We start from the raw sequence: 21,054 nt of genomic DNA, 5'->3' as shown, positions 1-21,054 counted from the left end.
CCGTAGGAAGGCCCCGTTTCCTCTGCTTTAGTTCTGCAGGGGGACGGGGCCTTTCGTATACACCCGATTAAGGCTTGGGATCAAGCCGTGTTAGACTTTTTGTAATTGTTCTATGTGGCAGTGGATGAAGGCCGCCGCAGCATCATTTTGGTTTTGTTCTCATGATGCTGGGTGTGAGCTTGTTTCCGGGTTGCGGGCTAGGTGCGCAACGAATGCCACTTTTTTGCACGCCTAGGCACAGTTCGAGACGCCAGGGCTGCAGGGACAACGCCAAAACCGATGCAGTGACGGCTGACGCCCGAATGCCCCGGTAGAGATCAAACCAACGGAGAACACGAGAGTGCCTACGATTAACCAGCTGGTCCGCAAGGGCCGCACGCCTAAGGTCAAAAAGACCAAGGCTCCCGCGCTTAACGGCAGCCCGATGCGCCGCGGTGTTTGCACCCGCGTTTACACCACCACCCCGAAGAAGCCGAACTCGGCCCTCCGTAAGGTGGCACGTGTGCGTCTCAACGGCGGCGTGGAAGTCACCGCTTACATCCCCGGTGTAGGCCACAACCTGCAGGAGCACTCCATTGTGCTCGTTCGCGGCGGTCGCGTAAAGGACCTCCCGGGTGTCCGCTACAAGATCGTCCGTGGCGCCCTCGATACCCAGGGTGTCAAGAACCGTAAGCAGGCCCGCAGCCGCTACGGCGCAAAGATGGAGAAGAAGTAATATGCCTCGCAAGGGTCCGGCCCCCAAGCGGCCGCTCGTACTAGATCCCGTTTACGGCTCCCCGCTGGTCACCCAGCTCATCAACAAGGTGCTCGTTGACGGCAAGAAGTCCACGGCAGAGCGCATCGTCTACGGTGCCCTCGAAGGCGCACGCGCCAAGTCCGGCGGCGACCCCGTAGCAGCCCTCAAGAAGGCCATGGACAACGTCAAGCCTTCCCTCGAGGTCCGCTCACGCCGCGTCGGCGGCGCCACCTACCAGGTTCCGGTTGAGGTCAAGCCGGGCCGCTCCACCGCACTCGCCCTGCGCTGGCTGGTTGGCTACTCCAAGGCCCGCCGCGAAAAGACGATGACCGAGCGCCTCCAGAACGAAATCCTGGATGCCTCCAACGGTCTCGGTGCCGCTGTGAAGCGTCGCGAAGACACCCACAAGATGGCCGAGTCCAACAAGGCCTTCGCACACTACCGCTGGTAATACTTCCCGTACGCCGCCGGCCCTTCCAGGCCGGCGGCGAACGTGTAGTCCATCCGAAAGGGAGACACCGTGGCACAGGACGTGCTTACCGACCTTAGTAAGGTCCGCAACATCGGCATCATGGCCCACATTGATGCCGGCAAGACCACCACCACCGAGCGCATCCTGTTCTACACGGGTGTGAACCACAAGATCGGCGAAACGCACGACGGCGCTTCGACCACTGACTGGATGGAACAGGAAAAGGAACGCGGCATCACCATCACGTCTGCCGCCGTGACCTGCTTCTGGGAAAACAACCAGATCAACATCATCGACACCCCCGGCCACGTTGACTTCACCGTTGAGGTTGAGCGCTCCCTGCGCGTCCTCGACGGCGCCGTCGCCGTCTTTGATGGCAAGGAAGGCGTTGAGCCGCAGTCCGAGACCGTCTGGCGCCAGGCTGACAAGTACAACGTTCCGCGCATCTGCTTCGTCAACAAGATGGACAAGCTCGGTGCCGACTTCTACTTCACCGTAGACACCATCATCAGCCGCCTGGGCGCCAAGCCGCTCGTTATGCAGCTGCCCATCGGTGCCGAGAACGACTTCATCGGCGTCGTGGACCTGCTCTACATGCGCGCACTGGTGTGGCCCGGCGATGCCAAGGGTGACGTCACCATGGGTGCGAAGTACGAGATCCGCGAGATCCCGGCTGACCTCCAGGAAAAGGCCGAAGAGTACCGCGCAAACCTCGTTGAGACGGTTGCAGAGTCCTCCGAGGAACTCATGGAGAAGTACCTCGAGGGTGAAGAAATCTCGATCGACGAGCTCAAGGCCGGCATCCGCAAGATGACGATCAACTCCGAGCTCTACCCGATCTTCTGCGGTTCCGCCTTCAAGAACCGCGGCGTTCAGCCCATGCTCGATGCAGTTGTGGACTACCTGCCGAACCCGCTCGACGTCCCCCCGATGGTCGGCCACGATCCCCGCGACGAAGAGAAGGAACTGACCCGCAAGCCTTCCTCCGAAGAGCCGTTCTCCGCACTGGCCTTCAAGATTGCTGCGCACCCGTTCTTCGGCCAGCTCACCTTCATCCGCGTGTACTCCGGTCACGTGGAAGCAGGCGCCCAGGTGGTTAACTCCACCAAGGGCAAGAAGGAGCGCATTGGCAAGCTGTTCCAGATGCACGCCAACAAGGAAATGCCTGTTGAGGGCGCAACCGCCGGCCACATCTACGCAGCGATCGGTCTGAAGGACACCACCACGGGTGACACCCTGTGTGATTCCAGCAACCAGATCGTTCTCGAGTCCATGAGCTTCCCGGAGCCCGTGATCTCGGTTGCCATCGAGCCGAACACCAAGGGTGACCAGGAGAAGCTCTCCACGGCCATCCAGAAGCTCTCCGCTGAGGACCCCACCTTCCAGGTGTCCCTCAACGAAGACACCGGCCAGACCATCATCGCCGGCATGGGCGAGCTCCACCTGGACATCCTGGTGGACCGCATGCGCCGCGAATTCAAGGTTGAGGCAAACGTGGGCAAGCCCCAGGTTGCTTACCGCGAAACCATCAAGCGCGCCGTCGAACGCCACGACTACACGCACAAGAAGCAGACCGGTGGTTCGGGTCAGTTCGCAAAGATCCAGATCGCCATCGCGCCGATGGACACCTCGGAAGGCGAGCTGTACGAGTTCGAGAACAAGGTCACCGGTGGCCGCGTTCCCCGCGAGTACATCCCGTCCGTTGACGCTGGTATCCAGGACGCACTGAACGACGGCGTCCTGGCCGGATACCCTGTTGTGGGCATCAAGGCCACGCTGATTGACGGCGCGTACCACGATGTTGACTCGTCAGAAATGGCGTTCAAGATCGCCGGCCGTATGGCTTTCAAGGAAGCTGCACGCAAGGCGAACCCGGTTCTGCTCGAACCGCTGATGGATGTCGAGGTCCGCACCCCTGAGGAATACATGGGTGAAGTTATCGGTGACCTCAACTCCCGCCGTGGCCAGATGCAGTCCATGGAAGATGCACAGGGCGTCAAGGTCATCCGTGCGCACGTTCCGCTGTCCGGCATGTTCGGCTACATCGGTGACCTGCGTTCGAAGACCCAGGGCCGCGCTGTGTACTCCATGACGTTCAACAGCTACGCGGAGGTCCCGAAGGCAGTTGCCGACGAGATCATCCAGAAGACCCGCGGCGAATAGTCTTCGGACGCTCGCAGCGAACAAACTCGGGTGTGCTTCCGTTTGACGGAGGCCCGCCTGGTGCAGGTGGCCGGGTACGGCCGGATTCATCCGGACAAGCCGGACTCCGGCCATCTGCACGAACAGGCTCGAGGGGCTAGTATTAGTTCCTGAATCTGCAATTTCACCATTCCAAAGCCCCCCAAGTAGACTTACCTGAGTTTCCGCCGCGACAAGCGCGGCTGAAGGGTATGTCATTTGAAAACGTTCTAGGAGGAACCTGTGGCAAAGGCAAAGTTCGAGCGGACTAAGCCGCACGTTAACATCGGCACCATTGGTCACGTTGACCACGGTAAGACGACGTTGACGGCCGCCATTTCCAAGGTGCTGTACGACAAGTACCCGACCCTCAACGAGAAGCGTGACTTCGCGTCGATTGACTCTGCTCCCGAAGAGCGTCAGCGCGGCATTACCATCAACATCTCGCACGTTGAGTACCAGACCGAAAAGCGCCACTACGCACACGTAGACGCTCCCGGTCACGCTGACTACATCAAGAACATGATCACCGGCGCTGCCCAGATGGACGGTGCAATCCTCGTGGTTGCCGCCACTGACGGCCCGATGGCTCAGACCCGCGAGCACGTTCTGCTCGCCCGCCAGGTTGGTGTTCCCTACCTGCTGGTCGCGCTGAACAAGTCCGACATGGTTGACGATGAGGAACTGCTGGACCTCGTTGAAATGGAAGTTCGTGAGCTGCTCAGCTCGCAGGGCTTCGATGGCGACGAAGCACCGGTTGTCCGCGTTTCCGGCCTGAAGGCACTGGAAGGCGACCCGGAGTGGGTCAAGTCCGTTGAGGACCTGATGGCTGCTGTTGACGAGTCCGTTCCGGACCCCGTACGTGACCGTGACAAGCCGTTCCTCATGCCTATCGAGGACGTCTTCACCATCACCGGCCGTGGCACCGTTGTTACGGGCCGCGCCGAGCGTGGAACCCTCGCCATCAACTCCGAGGTCGAGATCGTCGGCATCCGCCCGGTCCAGAAGACCACGGTTACCGGTATCGAGATGTTCCACAAGCAGCTCGACGAAGCATGGGCCGGCGAGAACTGTGGCCTCCTGCTCCGCGGTCTGAAGCGCGATGACGTAGAGCGTGGCCAGGTTGTCGTCAAGCCGGGTTCCATCACCCCGCACACCGACTTCGAGGCTAACGTCTACATCCTCTCCAAGGACGAAGGCGGACGTCACAACCCGTTCTACTCCAACTACCGCCCGCAGTTCTACTTCCGTACCACGGACGTAACCGGCGTTATCACCCTGCCCGAGGGCACGGAAATGGTTATGCCTGGCGACAACACTGAGATGACCGTTGCGCTCATCCAGCCCATCGCCATGGAAGAGGGCCTCGGCTTCGCAATCCGCGAAGGCGGCCGCACCGTTGGTTCAGGACGCGTTACCAAGATCAACAAGTAATTCCGGTTGAACTGAAGAACAGCCCCGCTGCTACTGCAGCGGGGCTGTTCTCTTTGGTTAACCCCTCCCTGATACTGTTGCTGGACCGAAAGGAGTTCATTATGGGATGGCTTATTTTTTTGATCATCGCGGTTGTTGTGGTCGCCGGTGTGTTCTGGGCCAAGAAGCACTTCCGCAACGAGATTGACCGCGCCAAGCGGATTAACCGGGCAAACAAAAACCAGTAGTGGCGCGGGGCGGGATGGCTAACCTGCCAGGGCCCTCCGTGCCTTGCTGAGCGACTGGTACCAGTAGAAGGACTGTTTAGGCGTACGCTCCAGCGTTTCAAAGTCCACATGCACCAGGCCGAAGCGCTGCGAGTAGCCTGCCGCCCACTCGAAATTGTCCATTAGGGTCCACACGTAATAGCCGCGCAGGTCCACGCCCGAGGCCGCCCCGCCGGGCGAGGTGGCCTCCAGCGCCGCGCGCAGGTGCGAAGCGATGTAGTTCATCCGCTCCTCGTCCTGGACAGGTCCGGAGACCTGGTCAGGCTCAGGGAAACTCGCTCCGCCTTCGGTGATGTAGACCGGCGGGAGCGCGTCACCGTACCGGTCTTGCAGTTCCTTCAGCTGGACACCCAAATGGTCTGGAGCCACGGGCCAGCCGAATCCGGTGCTGTCGTACTCCGGGTAGCCCACCTCATGGAAGGGGAGCCGGGCTACAGCCTTGTGTGTATTGGCTGGAATCGGCGTCACGCCGCGGCCGATGGCAACCTTCACCGGGAAGTAGTAGTTGAGCCCATAGAAATCGAGCGGCTGATTGATGGTCCGCATGTCGGCGTCGGAGATCCTGCCTATTGAGCGCAGCCACGGCCTGGCATACAGCGGCAGGCTGGGGCAGCGGCCCAGCAGGACCGGATCGGCGTAGATCCTGTTCATGAGCAGGTCGTACAGCTTCGCCACCAGCCTGTCCCCGACCTTCCGGCTGGCAGGCCGGACTGGTGAGTGGAGGTTGGTGACACCAACGTCTCCTTTGACCCCGGCAGCACGCAGGGCCTGTGCGCCGAGGCCGTGGGCCAGGAGTTGGTGGTGGATGGCCGGCAGGGCGTCGAACATCAGGGTGTGGCCGGGAGCATGGACGCCAAGGGCGTAACCATTCAAAGTCACCGACAGTGGTTCGTTCAGGGTGACCCACTGCGCTACCCGGTCGCCATAGCGTTCGCCGGCTGCAGCGGCGTAGTCGCCGAACCGCTCAGCTGTCTCACGGTTCATCCAGCCCCCGCCCTGTTCCAGCGGCAGCGGGGTATCCCAGTGGTAGAGGGTGGCCATCGGGGAGATGCCGGCAGCGAGCAGCTGGTCGATCAGCCGGTCATAGAAGTCCAGCCCCTCCGCGTTCAGGTTTCCCCGGCCGTCGGGCTGGATCCTCGGCCAGGACAGCGAGAAGCGGTAGGAGTCCACGCCGAGCTCCTGGAGAAGGGCGATGTCCTCCGGCAGGCGGTTATAGTGGTCGCAGGCCACAGCGGGGGAGTGCCCGTCCATGATGCTGCCCGGCTTCTCGGCGAAGGCGTCCCAGCCGGAAGGGCCCCGGCCTCCCTGGGTAAGGGCTCCTTCGATCTGGAAGGCTGCGGCCGCCACACCCAGGGTGAACGACGGCGGCATGCGGCTGGCCAGTTCTGTCACGGATTCGGTGCTCTCCAGCGTCATGCCCCTATCATCCATTCGGGCGTACCCGTTGGCAATGACCCAGCCACGGTGCCGGTGGAAAGGGCCAATTCGCTTCTGGCGCTAAATTCCGGCATACTAGATGAGTTGTTCAAGCGCTCTTTCGCGTCCCGATCCGGATAATGCCGGGTGCCAGGGTCCAAGTAGGAGCCCAAACATAACCCACTCCCCATGGAATTGCGGACGAGTACGCGCAGAAAGCGCGACACGCCCGACCGCGGGGGTCGGTTGCGCCGGCAGGTTGAGGAACCCGGATTTATCCGGATTCAGCTTGTGCGGCGGGTGGTAGTTACGACTTCAAATGCTTCGGCAGCCGCACAACAGTAAGTGAACAGGGCAGCCCTAATCAGGGGAAGCACAGACTGAAAGAGAGTCAGGCGACATGGCGGGACAAAAAATCCGCATCCGGCTGAAGTCATACGACCACGAGGTCATTGACGTTTCAGCACGGAAGATCGTTGAGACGGTCACGCGCGCAGGCGCAACTGTAGTTGGCCCCGTGCCGCTGCCGACGGAGAAGAACGTTTACTGCGTAATCCGCTCTCCGCACAAGTACAAGGACAGCCGCGAGCACTTTGAAATGCGCACGCACAAGCGTCTTATCGACATCATCGATCCCACGCCGAAGGCTGTTGACTCGCTTATGCGTCTCGACCTGCCGGCCGACGTGAACATCGAAATCAAGCTGTAGGGAGGTGCTGAGAGACTATGACCGCAACCCGTAACGTAAAGGGCCTGCTGGGCACGAAGCTCGGCATGACCCAGGTCTGGGACGAGAACAACAAGCTCATCCCCGTCACTGTGGTCCAGGCAGATTCGAACGTCATCACCCAGCTGCGCAACGCAGAAGCTGATGGCTACGTAGCCGTTCAGATCGGCTACGGCCAGATCGATCCCCGCAAGGTCACCAAGCCGCTGGCTGGTCACTTTGAAAAGGCAGGCGTCACGCCTCGCCGCCACGTCGTCGAACTCCGTACCGCAGATGCTGCTGAGTACGAGCTGGGCCAGGAGCTCTCTGTAGAGGTCTTCGAAGCCGGCCAGAAGATCGACGTCATCGGCACCACCAAGGGTAAGGGCTTCGCCGGTGTTATGAAGCGTCACGGCTTCCACGGCGTTGGAGCTTCCCACGGTGCCCACAAGAACCACCGTAAGCCCGGTTCAATCGGTGGCGCATCCACCCCGAGCCGCGTCTTCAAGGGCATGAAAATGGCCGGCCGCATGGGCGCCGTTCGTCACACCACGCTGAACCTCACGGTCCACGCGGTTGACGTCGAGAAGTCGCTGCTCCTTATCAAGGGTGCCGTTCCCGGCGCCCGCGGCCAGGTCGTACTCGTACGCACCGCCGTGAAGGGAGCCTAGTCCAATGGCTAACACTGTCCAGGTTGACCTGCCCGCAGAGATCTTCGACGTTCAGACCAACGTGCCGCTGCTGCACCAGGTTGTCGTTGCCCAGCTCGCTGCTGCTCGCCAGGGTACCCACAAGACCAAGACCCGCGCTGAAGTTTCCGGTGCAGGACGCAAGCCGTTCAAGCAGAAGGGTACCGGCCGCGCCCGTCAGGGTTCCATCCGTGCTCCTCACATGACCGGCGGTGGCGTTGTCCACGGTCCCACACCGCGTGACTACAGCCAGCGCACCCCCAAGAAGATGATTGCTGCTGCACTGCGCGGCGCACTGTCTGACCGGGCGCGCAACGGACGCATCCACGTTGTTGCCGAACTGGTTGAGGGCGCCAAGCCTTCCGCCAAGACTGCACTTGCAACGCTGCGCGGCGTTTCCGACCGCAAGAACCTGCTGGTTGTCATCGAGCGCGCCAATGATGTTGCTGCACTGTCCGTGCGCAACCTCGCCGGTGTTCACGTTCTGTACGCAGACCAGCTGAACACCTACGACGTTCTCGTGTCTGATGACGTTGTCTTCACCAAGGCTGCCTACGAAGCATTCGTTGCCGGCAAGGCAGTGGCAAAGAACGAGGAGGATGCCAAGTGAGTGCAGCCACCATCAAGGATCCCCGCGACGTCGTGCTTGCGCCCGTCGTGTCGGAAAAGAGCTACGGCCTGATCGACGAGGGCAAGTACACCTTCCTGGTGGACCCCCGGTCGAACAAGACCGAGATCAAGCTGGCCGTGGAGAAAATCTTCTCCGTCAAGGTCGAATCGATCAACACCATCAACCGTGCCGGTAAGCGCAAGCGCACCAAATTCGGATGGGGTACCCGCAAGAACACCAAGCGTGCGATTGTCACCCTCAAAGAAGGCACTATCGACATCTTCGGCGGTCCGCTCGCGTAGCGGAGACCACTTTAACGAGGAAATAAATTATGGGAATCCGTAAATACAAGCCGACTACCCCGGGCCGTCGTGGCTCGAGCGTAGCGGACTTCATCGAAATCACGCGGTCGACGCCGGAAAAGTCGTTGGTACGTCCGTTGCCCAAAAAGGGCGGCCGTAACAACACCGGTAAGATCACCACCCGTCACAAGGGTGGCGGACACAAGCGCCAATACCGTCTGATCGACTTCCGTCGCCACGACAAGGACGGCGTTGACGCCCGCGTTGCTGAAATTGAGTACGATCCGAACCGTACGGCTCGCATCGCCCTCCTGCACTACGTTGATGGCACCAAGCGTTACATCATCGCCCCGAACAAGCTGTCCCAGGGTGACTTCGTAGAGGCAGGTGCCAACGCTGACATCAAGCCTGGCAACAACCTGCCCCTGCGCAACATCCCCGTGGGTACCGTTATCCACGCAGTTGAACTGCGTCCGGGTGGCGGCGCCAAGATGGGCCGCTCCGCCGGTGCATCCATCCAGCTCGTTGCCAAGGAAGGCCGCTTCGCCCAGCTGCGTCTGCCTTCCGGTGAAATCCGCAACGTTGACGTGCGCTGCCGCGCAACCGTCGGCGAGGTGGGCAACGCCGAGCAGTCGAACATCAACTGGGGCAAGGCCGGCCGTATGCGCTGGAAGGGCGTCCGCCCGACCGTCCGTGGTGTCGCCATGAACCCGGTTGACCACCCGCACGGTGGTGGCGAGGGCAAGACGTCCGGTGGACGTAACCCCGTCAACCCGAACGGTAAGCGGGAAGGCCGCACGCGCCGCCCGAACAAAGAGAGCGACAAGCTTATTGTGCGTCGCCGTCGTACTGGCAAGAACAAGCGATAGGAGCCTGGACACATGCCACGCAGCCTGAAAAAAGGTCCTTTCGTTGACCAGCACCTCTTTGTGAAGGTAGCCAGGGAAAACGAAAAGGGCACCAAGAACGTCATCAAGACCTGGTCCCGCCGTTCGATGATCATCCCCGACATGCTCGGGCACACGATCGCCGTACACGACGGACGCAAGCACATTCCGGTGTTTGTCACTGAGTCGATGGTCGGGCACAAGCTCGGCGAATTCGCTCCCACGCGGACATTCCGCGGCCATGTCAAGGACGACCGTAAGGGCAAGCGCCGCTAGGCGCCTGCACTTACGTCAAAGACGAGAGAAGGAAAGCAATGGAAGCCAAGGCAATTGCGCGCCACATCCGCGTAACGCCTATGAAGGCCCGGCGCGTCGTCAACCTTGTTCGTGGTTTGCAAGCGAATGAGGCTCTGGCAATTCTGAAGTTTGCCCCGCAGGCAGCTTCGGAGCCGGTATTCAAGGTAGTTCAGTCGGCAATCTCCAACGCCCGGGTCCTCGCGGACCGCGACGGCGTTGCGTTTGACGAAGGCGACCTCATCATCAGCGAAGCGTTTGTTGATGAAGGCCCGACCATGAAGCGGTTCCAGCCGCGTGCCCAGGGTCGTGCATTTCAGATCAAGAAGCGCACCAGCCACATCACCGTGGTAGTCGCTACCCCGGAGAAAGAGGAGGCTCGCTAAGTGGGACAGAAAGTAAACCCGCACGGGTTCCGACTCGGCATCACCACCGATCACGTATCGCACTGGTTCGCTGACAGCACCAAGGCCGGCCAGCGGTACAAGGACTTCGTTCGCGAAGACATCCGCATCCGCCAGCTCATGTCCACGGGCATGGAGCGCGCCGGTATCGCAAAGGTTGAGATCGAGCGCACCCGTGACCGTGTCCGCGTGGACATCCACACGGCCCGCCCGGGCATCGTCATCGGCCGCCGTGGAGCAGAAGCAGACCGCATCCGCGGCGAGCTCGAAAAGCTCACCGGCAAGCAGGTCCAGCTGAACATCCTCGAGGTCAAGAACCCCGAGATGGAAGCACAGCTTGTTGCCCAGGGCGTTGCTGAACAGCTGACTTCACGCGTGGCTTTCCGCCGCGCAATGAAGAAGGCCATGCAGTCCGCACAGCGTGCAGGTGCCAAGGGCATCCGTATCGCCTGCTCCGGTCGACTGGGTGGCGCTGAAATGTCCCGCTCGGAGTTCTACCGCGAAGGCCGTGTGCCCCTGCACACCCTCCGCGCGAACATCGACTACGGCTTCTACGAAGCCAAGACCACCTTCGGCCGCATCGGCGTGAAGGTCTGGATCTACAAGGGTGACGTCACCGCCAAGGAACTGGCCCAGCAGGCCGCTTCCGCCCCGTCCCGCGGCCGCGGTCCCAGCGACCGTCCGGGCCGTCCGGGTGGCGCTGACCGTGGTGACCGCCGCCGTCGCAACGACCGCCCGGCCGCTGACGCAGCTCCTGCTGCTGAAGCACCGGCAGTTGAGGCTGCACCTGCTGCAGCAGTAGAAGGAGGACAGGCTTAAATGCTTATCCCACGTCGAGTCAAGCACCGTAAGCAGCACCACCCGGGTCGTTCCGGCGCTGCTACGGGCGGCACCAAGGTCTCCTTCGGTGAGTACGGCATCCAGGCCCTGAGCCCGGCATACGTCACCAACCGTCAGATCGAGTCTGCACGTATCGCGATGACCCGCCACATCAAGCGTGGCGGTAAGGTCTGGATCAACATTTACCCGGACCGTCCCCTCACCAAGAAGCCTGCCGAAACCCGCATGGGTTCCGGTAAGGGTTCACCGGAATGGTGGGTCGCAAACGTCAAGCCGGGTCGGGTTCTCTTCGAGATCTCCGGCGTCGAAGAATCGGTAGCACGCGAGGCCCTGCGCCTGGCAATCCACAAGCTCCCGTTGAAGGCACGCATTCTGCGTCGCGAAGGTGGTGAATAGAAATGGCAGTAGGATCCAAGGATCTGGCTCCCGCACAGCTGGACGGTTTCGACAACGAGCGTCTCGTTGAAGAACTCCGCAAGGCCAAGGAAGAGCTGTTCAACCTGCGTTTCCAGTCCGCCACCGGACAGCTGGAGAACCACGGTCGGCTGCGCGCGGTAAAGAAGGACATCGCCCGCATCTACACCGTTCTCCGTGAGCGCGAGCTGGGCATTCGTGCCGAGGTTGCCGCACCGGTTGTGGAAGCCAAGGAAGAAAAGAAGTCCAAGAAGGCAGCAACCAAGAAGGCCGAAAAGGCTGAAACGGTTGAGACCGAGGAGGATGCCAAGTGAGTGAAAAGGACGAGAACGTGACCGAAACTGCTACCGCAGCAACGGCTGAGCAGCGCGGTTACCGCAAAACGCGTCGCGGCTACGTGGTCTCTGACAAGATGGAAAAGACCATCGTTGTTCAGGTTGAAGACCGCGTGAAGCACGCCCTGTACGGCAAGGTCATCCGCCGTACCTCCAAGGTCAAGGCACACGACGAAGAGAACACCGCCGGCATCGGCGACCTCGTTGTCATCGCCGAGACCCGTCCGCTGTCCGCCACCAAGAACTGGCGGCTCGTGGAAATCCTCGAGAAGGCCAAGTAGCACCTGCTGCTTCGGTATCCGGAACCCCTGCTCCCTTTGGGAGCGGGGGTTTCCGCTTTAACGGCGGAGCGTCACCCCGAACATGCCCTGGTGAGTGCACGACGGCGGCACGGCATCTTGGTGGGGGAGTGGCAGGCAGGGTGGGCGGAGAGGCTGCCGTGCGTAACGCCGTCGTCCGTCTTGCGGGGGAGCGCCGGCGGTGATATGGGGATGAGCGGAAAACGTGCTAAGATTTTGAGTTTGTATGGCGCCTTTCGTGCGCCGACATCTAACCTCGTAAACAAGCGTGCCACAGCATAGTGCCCCCTTGCGCCCAGGATCTCCTGGACCGGATGGGAGCAACTGCTTCTGGCACGGGAGTTTAGGCCTGGTCTGGCAAAATCCAGGCAGGTCAAGAGACACCCCGATCAACCGTTCCGCAAGGCTCATTCCGTAGGAAGATTTTCGGTCTGAGAACCGGCGCGACGCAAGGAGTAAATAGTGATTCAGCAGGAGTCGCGACTCAAGGTCGCCGACAACACGGGTGCTAAGGAAATCCTTACCATTCGCGTTCTCGGTGGATCTGGCCGTCGCTACGCAGGCATTGGCGACGTCATTGTCGCAACCGTCAAGGATGCAATCCCCGGCGGCAACGTAAAGAAGGGCGATGTTGTCAAGGCAGTCATCGTCCGTACCAAGAAGGAACGCCGCCGTGCGGATGGTTCCTACATCAAGTTTGACGAGAACGCAGCTGTGATCCTGAAGGCTGACGGTGACCCCCGCGGTACCCGTATCTTCGGACCGGTTGGTCGTGAACTTCGTGACAAGAAGTTCATGAAGATCGTTTCTCTGGCTCCGGAGGTGCTCTAGTCCATGGCTAAGATCAAAAAGGGTGACCTCGTTCAGGTCATCACTGGCGCCAAGGCTGAGCGTGGCGGCGACCGCGGCAAGCAGGGCAAGGTCCTGCGCGTGTTCCCCGAGACCAACCGCGTGCTGGTCGAAGGCATCAACCGCGTAACCAAGCACACCAAGGTCGGTCAGTCGCAGCGCGGCACCAAGACCGGTGGCATCGAGGTTGTTGAAGCTTCGATCCACATCTCCAACGTGGCTCTGGTTGACCCGTCCACCAAGAAGCCCACCCGCGTTGGCTTCCGCACCGAGACTGTTGAGCGCAATGGCGTCCAGCGCGAAGTGCGCGTCCGCGTGGCCAAGAGCTCAGGGAAGGACATCTAATGACTGAGACTCTCGAGACTCCGGCAACGAAGATCGTTCCTCGTCTGAAGACCAAGTACGCCGATTCCATCAAGAGCACGCTCATTGAGGAATTCAAGTACGAAAACGTCAACCAGGTTCCGCGCCTCGTGAAGGTCGTTGTGAACATGGGTGTTGGAGATGCCGCCAAGGACTCCAAGCTGATCGACGGCGCTGTCCGCGACCTCACCCAGATCACCGGCCAGAAGCCGCAGGTAACCAAGGCCCGCAAGTCCATCGCTCAGTTCAAGCTGCGCGAAGGCATGCCCATCGGTGCACACGCTACCCTGCGTGGAGACCGCATGTGGGAATTCCTGGACCGTCTGGTCAGCCTCGCACTGCCCCGTATCAGGGACTTCCGTGGTCTCTCCGGCAAGCAGTTCGACGGTAACGGCAACTACACCTTCGGTCTGACCGAGCAGGTTATGTTCCACGAGATCGACCAGGACAAGATCGACCGCGTCCGCGGTATGGACATCACGGTTGTCACCACTGCCAAGACCGATGACGAAGGCCGTGCGCTGCTCAAGGCGCTTGGTTTCCCGTTCAAGGCCGAAGACTAATCTAACTACGTAAAAGGTCCGGCGGTACGGCTTCTGACTCTGTTCAGGAAGCAAGTACCGCGGAAACCGTTATGAGGAAGGGCAAGAGCCCACCATGACAATGACAGATCCTGTCGCAGACATGCTTACGCGTCTGCGCAATGCAAACTCGGCATACCACGATTCCGTGTCCATGCCGTACAGCAAGCTCAAGGCACGCGTTGCTGACATCCTTAAGGCCGAAGGCTTCATTGCCAGCTGGAAGGAAGAAGACGCTGAGGTTGGCAAGAAGCTGACCATCGAGCTCAAGTTCGGACCGAACCGCGAGCGTTCAATCGCTGGTGTTCGTCGTATCTCCAAGCCGGGCCTGCGTGTTTACGCAAAGTCCACCAACCTGCCGCACGTGCTGGGTGGCCTGGGTGTCGCAATCCTGTCCACCTCTTCCGGCCTCCTGACTGACAAGCAGGCCGGCAAGAAGGGCGTGGGCGGCGAAGTCCTCGCTTACGTCTGGTAACGGGAAAGGAAGAGAATAATGTCACGTATTGGACGTCTCCCCATCACCGTTCCTGCCGGCGTTGAGGTCAAGGTTGACGGCTCTGTCGTCAGCGTCAAGGGTTCCAAAGGCGAGCTGAACCACACTGTGGCCAGCCCGATTGAGGTTTCCCTGGAAGCAGACACCCTGACTGTCGCCCGCCCGAACGACGAGCGCGCCTCCCGTTCACTCCACGGCCTGACCCGCACCCTGATCTCCAACATGATCGAGGGCGTTACCAAGGGCTACGAGAAGAAGCTTGAAATCGTTGGTACCGGTTACCGCGTTCAGGCCAAGGGATCTGACCTTGAGTTCGCTCTCGGTTACAGCCACCCGGTCAATGTCTCCGCACCGGACGGCATCACCTTTGCAGTTGAGACCCCGACCAAGCTCTCTGTTTCAGGAATCAACAAGCAGCAGGTCGGCGAGGTTGCTGCCAACATTCGCAAGCTGCGGAAGCCGGACCCCTATAAGGGCAAGGGCATCCGTTACGCCGGCGAAGTCATCCGCCGCAAGGTCGGAAAGGCTGGTAAGTAACCATGGCCATCTCAATTAACAAGAAGCGTACGAACAAGAGCAAGTCTGCTTCGCGCAGCCGCCGCCAGCTTCGTATCCGTAAGCGCATATCCGGTACGGCTGTACGTCCTCGTCTGGTCGTCAACCGTTCCGCACGCCACGTATTCGTCCAGGTTGTCGATGACACCAAGGGCCTGACCGTAGCGAGCGCCTCCACTCTGGAAGCCGACCTTCGTGCATTCGACGGCGACAAGACTGCCAAGGCCAAGCGCGTTGGCGAACTCGTCGCAGAGCGTGCCAAGGCTGCCGGTATCGAAGCTGTTGTCTTCGACCGCGGTGGTAACAAGTACCACGGCCGGATCGCCGCCGTCGCTGACGGTGCACGTGAAGGTGGGCTGTCACTGTGACGGAAGCAAACAAGGAAAAGGACACTGTGTCTGCAGATCAGAAGGCTACTGAAGCCGTAGCTGCCACTGAGACCACTGCTCCCGCAGCTGCCGACGACCGCCGTGGCGGCGCTCGTCGCGGCGAGCGTGGCGACCGTGGCCAGGGCCGCGGCGACCGTGGTGGCCGTGGCGGCCGCGACGGCGGCCGTGAAGCCGAGAAGAGCCAGTTCGTAGAGCGCGTCGTCACCATCAACCGCGTCTCCAAGGTGGTCAAGGGTGGTCGTCGCTTCAGCTTCACCGCCCTGGTCGTCGTCGGTGACGGCAACGGTATGGTCGGCGTTGGCTACGGCAAGGCTAAGGAAGTTCCTGCCGCAATCGCGAAGGGCGTAGAAGAGGCCAAAAAGTCCTTCTTCCGCGTTCCCCGCGTTGGCAGCACCATCCCGCACCGCGTTCAGGGTGAGGCTGCTGCAGGCGTCGTTATGCTGCGTCCGGCTTCCGCCGGTACCGGTGTTATCGCCGGCGGCCCGGTCCGTGCAGTACTGGAGTGCGTGGGCATCCACGACATCCTCTCCAAGTCGCTCGGTTCCTCCAACGCCATCAACATCGTTCACGCGACCGTTGATGCCCTGAAGCGCCTCGAAGAGCCGGCAGCAGTGGCAGCACGCCGTGGCCTGCCCCTCGACGAGATCGCTCCGCCGGCACTGGTGAAGGCTCTCCTGAATTCGAAGGCAGGTGTCTAGTTATGGCTAAAAACCTGATTCCCTCCGACACCCAGTTGGAGATCACTCAGATCAAGTCCGCCATTGGCGGCAAGCAGAACCAGCGCGACACCCTGCGGTCCCTCGGACTGAAGCGGATTGGACACACCGTTGTCCGCACCGCCGATGCCGTAACCGTGGGAATGCTCAACACGGTTCCGCACCTGGTAAAGGTAGAGGAGGCGAAGTAAATGGCAGAGAACACTGCTGACAAGGCTCAGAGCGCCGCTGCTGAGAAGCAGAACGCCCTGAAGGTTCACCACCTGCGTCCCGCCCCGGGTGCCAAGACCGCCAAGACCCGCGTTGGTCGTGGTGAGGGTTCCAAGGGTAAGACCGCCGGTCGTGGCACGAAGGGTACTGCAGCCCGCTACCAGGTCAAGGCTGGCTTTGCCGGCGGCCAGTTGCCGCTGCACATGCGCCTGCCGAAGCTGCGCGGCTTCAAGAACCCGTTCCGGGTGGAGTTCCAGGTTGTAAACCTGGACAAGCTCAACGAGCTGTTCCCGGAAGGTGGCACAGTCACCGTGGAGAACCTGGTCGAAAAGGGCGCCGTTCGCAAGAACCAGCCCGTCAAGGTGCTGGGCACCGGCGACATCACCGTCAAGGTTGACGTCACCGCCCACGCATTCTCGGCCAGCGCCGCTGAAAAGATTGCTGCAGCAGGCGGAAGCACCACCGCTCTCTAGAGCCGGTGGGCGCCAAGCCCGTTGTTGACTCCCGGTTTCCGGGGCTTAGGCCCTGGAGGCCGGGAGTTTTTTCACATCCGCCGGGCGTATCTTTCCCGCCGCACATCGCCTTTGTGCTTCCCACGATTGTTCGCATGGCGCATCCAACCGTTAGACTCGGGTGTTGGGATCCATAGATCCGCATCACACCATTCTTATTTACCACCAGGAGGACGCTTGCTTAGCGCATTTGGCCGGGCCTTTCGCACGCCTGATCTGCGACGCAAGTTGTTGTTCACGCTGGGAATCATCACCATCTTCCGCTTGGGTGCCTTCATTCCCTCGCCTGGTGTGGACTACCAGAATGTCCAGCAATGCTTGCAGAACGGTCAGACCGCAGGTGGCCTGTACCAGCTCGTTAACCTGTTCAGCGGCGGCGCGTTGCTCCAGGTGTCCATCTTCGCGCTGGGCATCATGCCGTACATCACGGCAAGCATCATCGTCCAGTTGCTCAGGGTGGTCATTCCCCGGTTCCAGCAGCTTTACGAAGAGGGCGCGTCCGGTCAGTCGAAACTGACCCAGTACACCCGGTACCTCACCATCGCCCTTGGCCTGCTGAACGCCACCACGCTGGTATCCCTGGCGCGATCCGGGCAGCTCCTGCCTGGCTGCAACCTGCCGATCATCCCGGACAGCAGCGTCATCACCACCATCCTGATCATCATCACCCTGACGGCCGGCACCGGCCTGATCATGTGGATGGGCGAGCTCGTCACCGAGAAGGGTGTGGGCAACGGTATGTCCTTGCTCATCTTCACCTCCATCGCGGCCACGTTCCCCACCTCCCTTGGCGCCATCTGGAGCTCGCAGGGTCCCGGAACGTTCTTTACCGTCCTCGCCGTTGGCCTGCTGACCGTGGCCCTCGTCGTCTTCGTTGAGCAGTCGCAGCGCCGCGTGCCGGTGCAGTACGCCAAGCGGATGATTGGCCGCCGCACCGTGGGTGGTACCAGCACTTACATCCCCATCAAGGTCAACATGGCCGGCGTTATCCCGGTGATCTTCGCTTCCTCCATGCTCTACCTGCCGGGCCTGATCTCGCAGTTCAACCAGCCGCGGCAGGGGGAACAGATCCAGCCGTGGGTTGAATGGATCAACAACAACCTGGTCCGCGGCGACCAGCCGATCTACATGGTGCTTTACTTCGCCATGATCGTGTTCTTCACCTACTTCTACGTTGCGATCACCTTCAACCCTGAAGAGGTCTCGGACAACATGAAGAAGTACGGCGGCTTCATCCCAGGTATTCGTGCGGGCAAACCGACCGCCGACTACCTGCAGTACGTGCTTTCCCGGATCACGCTGCCCGGCGCCCTCTACCTGGGCTTCGTGGCGCTGATTCCGCTGGTGGCACTGGTACTGATCAACGCAAACCAGAACTTCCCGTTCGGTGGCACCTCGATCCTGATCATGGTGGGCGTTGGCCTGGAAACCGTCAAGCAAATTGATGCGCAGCTACAACAACGTCACTACGAAGGGCTTTTGCGATGACGAGAATGCTGATTATTGGACCTCCCGGTTCCGGAAAAGGAACGCAGGCGGAGCGGATCTCGGAGCGCCTCGGCGTTGTGGCGATCTCCACCGGCGATATCTTCCGTGCAAACGTAAAGGGCGAGACGCCCCTTGGCATTGAAGCCAAGAAGTACATGGACGCCGGGGACTTTGTGCCGGACAGCGTCACGAACAAGATGGTGCGCGACCGGCTCGGTGAGTCCGACGTCGAAAGCGGCTTCCTGCTTGACGGCTACCCCCGCACCACCGCCCAGGTGGACTACCTCGACGAGATCCTCGCCCAGGGCGAAGAGAAGCTCGACGTCGTCCTGCAGCTGACTGCCGACGACGAGGAACTGGTACACCGCCTGCTGGGACGGGCCAAGGAAACGGGCCGGAGCGACGACAATGAAGCCGTCATCCGCCACCGCCTTGACCTGTACCACGAGCAGACCGAAGCCGTGGTGGCCAAGTATGCCGAGCGCGGCATCCTCACCCAGGTTGACGGCATTGGCCCCATCGACGAGGTCACCGATCGCGTGATGCAGGCCATTAAGGCCGCACAGGCAGCCTGATCCAGGCAAAGCATTTCCGAGGCTCCTCCCGGTAAACGGGAGGAGCCTCAGCCATTTGAAAGGAAACACCATGGCCTTTGGCCAGCCCCGCATCGAATACAAGACCAACGCCCAGATGCGCACCATGCATGAAGCAGGCCTGGTCCTGACCCGTGCCCTCGACGCTGCCGTGGCCGCAGCGGTCCCCGGCGTCACCACGAAGCACCTGGACGACGTCTTCGCGGCAGTCCTGAATGAAGCCGGCGCAAAGTCCAACTTCCTCGGCTACCACGGTTTCCCGGCCACCATCTGCACCTCGGTCAACGAGGAAGTGGTGCACGGCATCCCCGGCAGCCGCGTTCTCCGCGACGGCGACATCATCTCGATCGACGGCGGCGCGATCGTCAACGGCTGGCACTCCGACTCTGCCCGGACCGTCATCGTGGGCACCGCTGACCCCGAGGATCAGCGCCTTTCGGACGTCACCCGTGCAGCAATGTGGCGGGGTATTGCGGCACTGGCCACCGGCAAGCACGTGGGCGACATCGGCGCGGCCATCGACGACTACGTGTCCTCCGTGCCGGGCAAGCCGCTGGGCATCCTCGAGGACTACGTGGGCCACGGCATCGGCTCGGAAATGCACATGCCGCCGGACGTGCTGAACTACCGCACCAGCCACCGCGGCCCCAAGATCAGGCCGGGCCTGTGCCTGGCGATCGAGCCCATGCTGGTCCGGGGCAGCATCGACACCGCCGTGCTGGAAGACGACTGGACCGTGGTCACCACGGACGGCCAGCGCTCCTGCCAGTGGGAGCACTCCGTTGCGGTCCACGACAAGGGCATCTGGGTGCTTTCAGCGCCCGACGGCGGCGCGGAGCACCTCGTGCCCCTCGGCGTCACCCCCGTCCCGATCCCGTAGTTTCCCCATTCCCTTCCCAACTGACTCGCATTTAACGTCGTGAAAACGGCGTTTGAGGACGCTAAGTGCGAGCCAGTTGGGGGAGGGGGAACAATGGGTGTCATGGGAGCCATTACTGACGTGCCGGGGATCCGGGTAGGGCAGACGCAGAAGTCCGACGACGGCTGGCTCACCGGCGTGACAGTGGTCCTGCCGCCGCTGGGCACTGTTGGTTCAGTGGACGTCCAAGGCGGCGGCCCGGCCACCCACGAAACCGATGCACTCGACCCCACCACGTTGGTCAGCGCAGTGGACGCCGTGGTGCTCACCGGCGGCAGCGCCTACGGCCTTGCAGCTGCCACCGGTGCCCAGCGCTGGTGCGAGGAAAATGAACGGGGCTTCGCCGTTCCAGGGGGAGTAGTACCTATTGTCCCGGCAGCTGCGATCTTCGACCTCGGCCGCGGCGGTGACTTTTCGGCGCGTCCGACGGCGGACATGGGCTACGCGGCAATTGCCTCCGCCGCTGCGCAACAGGAGGGGCACGACGTCGAACGCGGCAACGTTGGAGCCGGCACCGGAGCGCTAATCGCCAGAGTCTATAAAGGGGGAGTAGGTACTGCCTCCGTCACGCTGGACAATGGGGTCGTAGTCGGGGCACTGGCCGTGGTGAATGCGCTGGGACTGCCGTTCGACACAACGACCCAGAGGGCTTCGGCTGTTAGGGCGGAATCCAGCAACGGGGCACCGCTCAACACCACGCTTGTCGTCGTCGGCACCAATGCGATCCTGGACGTGGCCGAGTGCAGGCGGACAGCCTCTGCTGCCCACGCTGGAATTGCCCGGGCTCTAACTCCCAGCCACACTCTGGCCGATGGGGACACCGTCTTTTGCCTCGCGACGAATTCAGTTCACCTGGACCGCACGGACGAAGCTGCCCGGCAGATGAGCCTCATTACGCTGCAGAGTGCGGCAGCCGACGTCGTACGTCTGGCCATCCTGGATGGCGTGGCCAGTGCTCAAGCCGTGAGCACTCCAGCCGGGGAATATGGTGCGTACGGCGCCTAGTACGTTACTATGGCCGATTTAACTTTTGCGGCGATACAGAGTAGTGTTGCTTGTTGGTTGTCTGGACTGCCACGCCCTTTTGGGGCCTGGAGCTGA

30 protein-coding genes are annotated in these 21,054 nt (G+C 61.4%); 29 read left to right on the top strand and 1 reads right to left on the bottom strand.

Features of this window, described 5'->3' with window-relative positions:
• Window positions 1–340: 340 nt before the first annotated feature.
• From rpsL to AC50X7_RS05760, 5 genes are all read left to right on the top strand, one after another.
• On the top strand, window positions 341–715 hold the full coding sequence (gene rpsL / locus AC50X7_RS05780; protein ID WP_011692814.1) for a 30S ribosomal protein S12: 375 nt from the start codon (window positions 341–343) through the stop codon (window positions 713–715).
• A gap of 1 nt (window position 716) precedes the next feature.
• Window positions 717–1,187, top strand: a complete 471-nt coding sequence (rpsG, locus tag AC50X7_RS05775) for a 30S ribosomal protein S7 (protein WP_026531948.1) — start codon at window positions 717–719, stop codon at window positions 1,185–1,187.
• Between the two features lie 69 nt (window positions 1,188–1,256).
• Window positions 1,257–3,371, top strand: a complete 2,115-nt coding sequence (gene fusA / locus AC50X7_RS05770) for an elongation factor G (protein WP_494978110.1) — start codon at window positions 1,257–1,259, stop codon at window positions 3,369–3,371.
• A 261-nt stretch (window positions 3,372–3,632) separates the two neighbouring features.
• Window positions 3,633–4,823: an elongation factor Tu gene (gene tuf / locus AC50X7_RS05765; RefSeq protein ID WP_163161890.1), complete on the top strand. Its 1,191-nt coding sequence runs from the start codon at window positions 3,633–3,635 to the stop codon at window positions 4,821–4,823.
• A gap of 101 nt (window positions 4,824–4,924) precedes the next feature.
• On the top strand, window positions 4,925–5,050 hold the full coding sequence (locus AC50X7_RS05760) for a hypothetical protein (protein WP_258061655.1): 126 nt from the start codon (window positions 4,925–4,927) through the stop codon (window positions 5,048–5,050).
• 18 nt (window positions 5,051–5,068) lie between these two features.
• On the opposite strand, the gene AC50X7_RS05755 is transcribed toward AC50X7_RS05760, so the two are convergent.
• Window positions 5,069–6,505, bottom strand: coding sequence for a GH1 family beta-glucosidase (locus AC50X7_RS05755; RefSeq protein ID WP_494978109.1), 1,437 nt, complete (start codon window positions 6,503–6,505; stop codon window positions 5,069–5,071).
• Between the two features lie 400 nt (window positions 6,506–6,905).
• On the opposite strand from AC50X7_RS05755, the gene rpsJ reads away from it, so the two are divergent.
• From rpsJ to AC50X7_RS05635, 24 genes are all read left to right on the top strand, one after another.
• Window positions 6,906–7,214, top strand: a complete 309-nt coding sequence (gene rpsJ, locus AC50X7_RS05750) for a 30S ribosomal protein S10 (protein WP_003803825.1) — start codon at window positions 6,906–6,908, stop codon at window positions 7,212–7,214.
• Window positions 7,215–7,231: 17 nt separating this feature from the next.
• A complete protein-coding gene (gene rplC / locus AC50X7_RS05745) occupies window positions 7,232–7,882 on the top strand; it encodes a 50S ribosomal protein L3 (RefSeq protein WP_013601833.1) in 651 nt (216 codons plus the stop codon).
• Between the two features lie 4 nt (window positions 7,883–7,886).
• A complete protein-coding gene (gene rplD / locus AC50X7_RS05740; RefSeq protein ID WP_307094341.1) occupies window positions 7,887–8,510 on the top strand; it encodes a 50S ribosomal protein L4 in 624 nt (207 codons plus the stop codon).
• Window positions 8,507–8,812, top strand: a complete 306-nt coding sequence (gene rplW, locus AC50X7_RS05735; RefSeq protein WP_011692807.1) for a 50S ribosomal protein L23 — start codon at window positions 8,507–8,509, stop codon at window positions 8,810–8,812. Before rplD ends, rplW begins: the two co-directional genes overlap by 4 nt.
• A 29-nt stretch (window positions 8,813–8,841) precedes the next feature.
• Window positions 8,842–9,681, top strand: a complete 840-nt coding sequence (gene rplB, locus AC50X7_RS05730; RefSeq protein WP_043454598.1) for a 50S ribosomal protein L2 — start codon at window positions 8,842–8,844, stop codon at window positions 9,679–9,681.
• A gap of 12 nt (window positions 9,682–9,693) precedes the next feature.
• A complete protein-coding gene (gene rpsS, locus AC50X7_RS05725; protein WP_003803803.1) occupies window positions 9,694–9,975 on the top strand; it encodes a 30S ribosomal protein S19 in 282 nt (93 codons plus the stop codon).
• Window positions 9,976–10,013: 38 nt separating this feature from the next.
• Window positions 10,014–10,379, top strand: a complete 366-nt coding sequence (rplV, locus tag AC50X7_RS05720) for a 50S ribosomal protein L22 (RefSeq protein ID WP_009358304.1) — start codon at window positions 10,014–10,016, stop codon at window positions 10,377–10,379.
• Window positions 10,380–11,216 carry a 30S ribosomal protein S3 gene (rpsC, locus tag AC50X7_RS05715; protein ID WP_307094342.1) on the top strand — a complete coding sequence of 279 codons (837 nt, stop codon included), beginning with the start codon at window positions 10,380–10,382 and terminating at the stop codon, window positions 11,214–11,216.
• Window positions 11,217–11,633 carry a 50S ribosomal protein L16 gene (gene rplP / locus AC50X7_RS05710; protein ID WP_013601829.1) on the top strand — a complete coding sequence of 139 codons (417 nt, stop codon included), beginning with the start codon at window positions 11,217–11,219 and terminating at the stop codon, window positions 11,631–11,633.
• Window positions 11,634–11,635: 2 nt separating this feature from the next.
• Window positions 11,636–11,965, top strand: coding sequence for a 50S ribosomal protein L29 (gene rpmC, locus AC50X7_RS05705; protein ID WP_018760452.1), 330 nt, complete (start codon window positions 11,636–11,638; stop codon window positions 11,963–11,965).
• Window positions 11,962–12,267 (top strand): 30S ribosomal protein S17, encoded by a 306-nt coding sequence (rpsQ, locus tag AC50X7_RS05700; RefSeq protein WP_104042537.1) that lies wholly within the window; start codon window positions 11,962–11,964, stop codon window positions 12,265–12,267. Before rpmC ends, rpsQ begins: the two co-directional genes overlap by 4 nt.
• Window positions 12,268–12,747: 480 nt before the next feature.
• Window positions 12,748–13,116 carry a 50S ribosomal protein L14 gene (gene rplN, locus AC50X7_RS05695; protein WP_024366126.1) on the top strand — a complete coding sequence of 123 codons (369 nt, stop codon included), beginning with the start codon at window positions 12,748–12,750 and terminating at the stop codon, window positions 13,114–13,116.
• 3 nt (window positions 13,117–13,119) lie between these two features.
• Window positions 13,120–13,479, top strand: a complete 360-nt coding sequence (gene rplX, locus AC50X7_RS05690) for a 50S ribosomal protein L24 (RefSeq protein ID WP_104042536.1) — start codon at window positions 13,120–13,122, stop codon at window positions 13,477–13,479.
• The gene (gene rplE / locus AC50X7_RS05685; RefSeq protein ID WP_104042535.1) at window positions 13,479–14,060 is read left to right on the top strand and encodes a 50S ribosomal protein L5; all 582 of its coding nucleotides are present in this window, start codon (window positions 13,479–13,481) and stop codon (window positions 14,058–14,060) included. The genes rplX and rplE overlap by 1 nt, the downstream gene beginning before the upstream one ends.
• A gap of 94 nt (window positions 14,061–14,154) precedes the next feature.
• Window positions 14,155–14,553 carry a 30S ribosomal protein S8 gene (gene rpsH, locus AC50X7_RS05680; protein ID WP_104042534.1) on the top strand — a complete coding sequence of 133 codons (399 nt, stop codon included), beginning with the start codon at window positions 14,155–14,157 and terminating at the stop codon, window positions 14,551–14,553.
• Window positions 14,554–14,571: 18 nt separating this feature from the next.
• Window positions 14,572–15,108: a 50S ribosomal protein L6 gene (gene rplF, locus AC50X7_RS05675; RefSeq protein ID WP_104042533.1), complete on the top strand. Its 537-nt coding sequence runs from the start codon at window positions 14,572–14,574 to the stop codon at window positions 15,106–15,108.
• 2 nt (window positions 15,109–15,110) lie between these two features.
• Window positions 15,111–15,494, top strand: a complete 384-nt coding sequence (gene rplR, locus AC50X7_RS05670) for a 50S ribosomal protein L18 (RefSeq protein ID WP_079596676.1) — start codon at window positions 15,111–15,113, stop codon at window positions 15,492–15,494.
• A complete protein-coding gene (rpsE, locus tag AC50X7_RS05665) occupies window positions 15,491–16,213 on the top strand; it encodes a 30S ribosomal protein S5 (protein WP_461187378.1) in 723 nt (240 codons plus the stop codon). The genes rplR and rpsE overlap by 4 nt, the downstream gene beginning before the upstream one ends.
• A 2-nt stretch (window positions 16,214–16,215) precedes the next feature.
• Window positions 16,216–16,422, top strand: a complete 207-nt coding sequence (gene rpmD / locus AC50X7_RS05660) for a 50S ribosomal protein L30 (RefSeq protein WP_028269574.1) — start codon at window positions 16,216–16,218, stop codon at window positions 16,420–16,422.
• Window positions 16,423–16,914, top strand: a complete 492-nt coding sequence (gene rplO, locus AC50X7_RS05655) for a 50S ribosomal protein L15 (RefSeq protein WP_307094345.1) — start codon at window positions 16,423–16,425, stop codon at window positions 16,912–16,914.
• 216 nt (window positions 16,915–17,130) lie between these two features.
• The gene (gene secY, locus AC50X7_RS05650) at window positions 17,131–18,441 is read left to right on the top strand and encodes a preprotein translocase subunit SecY (RefSeq protein ID WP_494978108.1); all 1,311 of its coding nucleotides are present in this window, start codon (window positions 17,131–17,133) and stop codon (window positions 18,439–18,441) included.
• Between the two features lie 5 nt (window positions 18,442–18,446).
• The gene (locus AC50X7_RS05645) at window positions 18,447–19,016 is read left to right on the top strand and encodes an adenylate kinase (protein ID WP_494978254.1); all 570 of its coding nucleotides are present in this window, start codon (window positions 18,447–18,449) and stop codon (window positions 19,014–19,016) included.
• 70 nt (window positions 19,017–19,086) lie between these two features.
• Complete coding sequence (gene map / locus AC50X7_RS05640; RefSeq protein WP_494978107.1) at window positions 19,087–19,914, top strand: type I methionyl aminopeptidase; 828 nt, start codon at window positions 19,087–19,089, stop codon at window positions 19,912–19,914.
• Window positions 19,915–20,016: 102 nt separating this feature from the next.
• Window positions 20,017–20,958, top strand: a complete 942-nt coding sequence (locus AC50X7_RS05635) for a P1 family peptidase (RefSeq protein ID WP_494978106.1) — start codon at window positions 20,017–20,019, stop codon at window positions 20,956–20,958.
• Window positions 20,959–21,054: the final 96 nt, after the last annotated feature.

The organism is Pseudarthrobacter sp. Hb11 (assembly GCF_059383655.1).
This window is presented reverse-complemented; position numbering and strand designations above follow the sequence as displayed.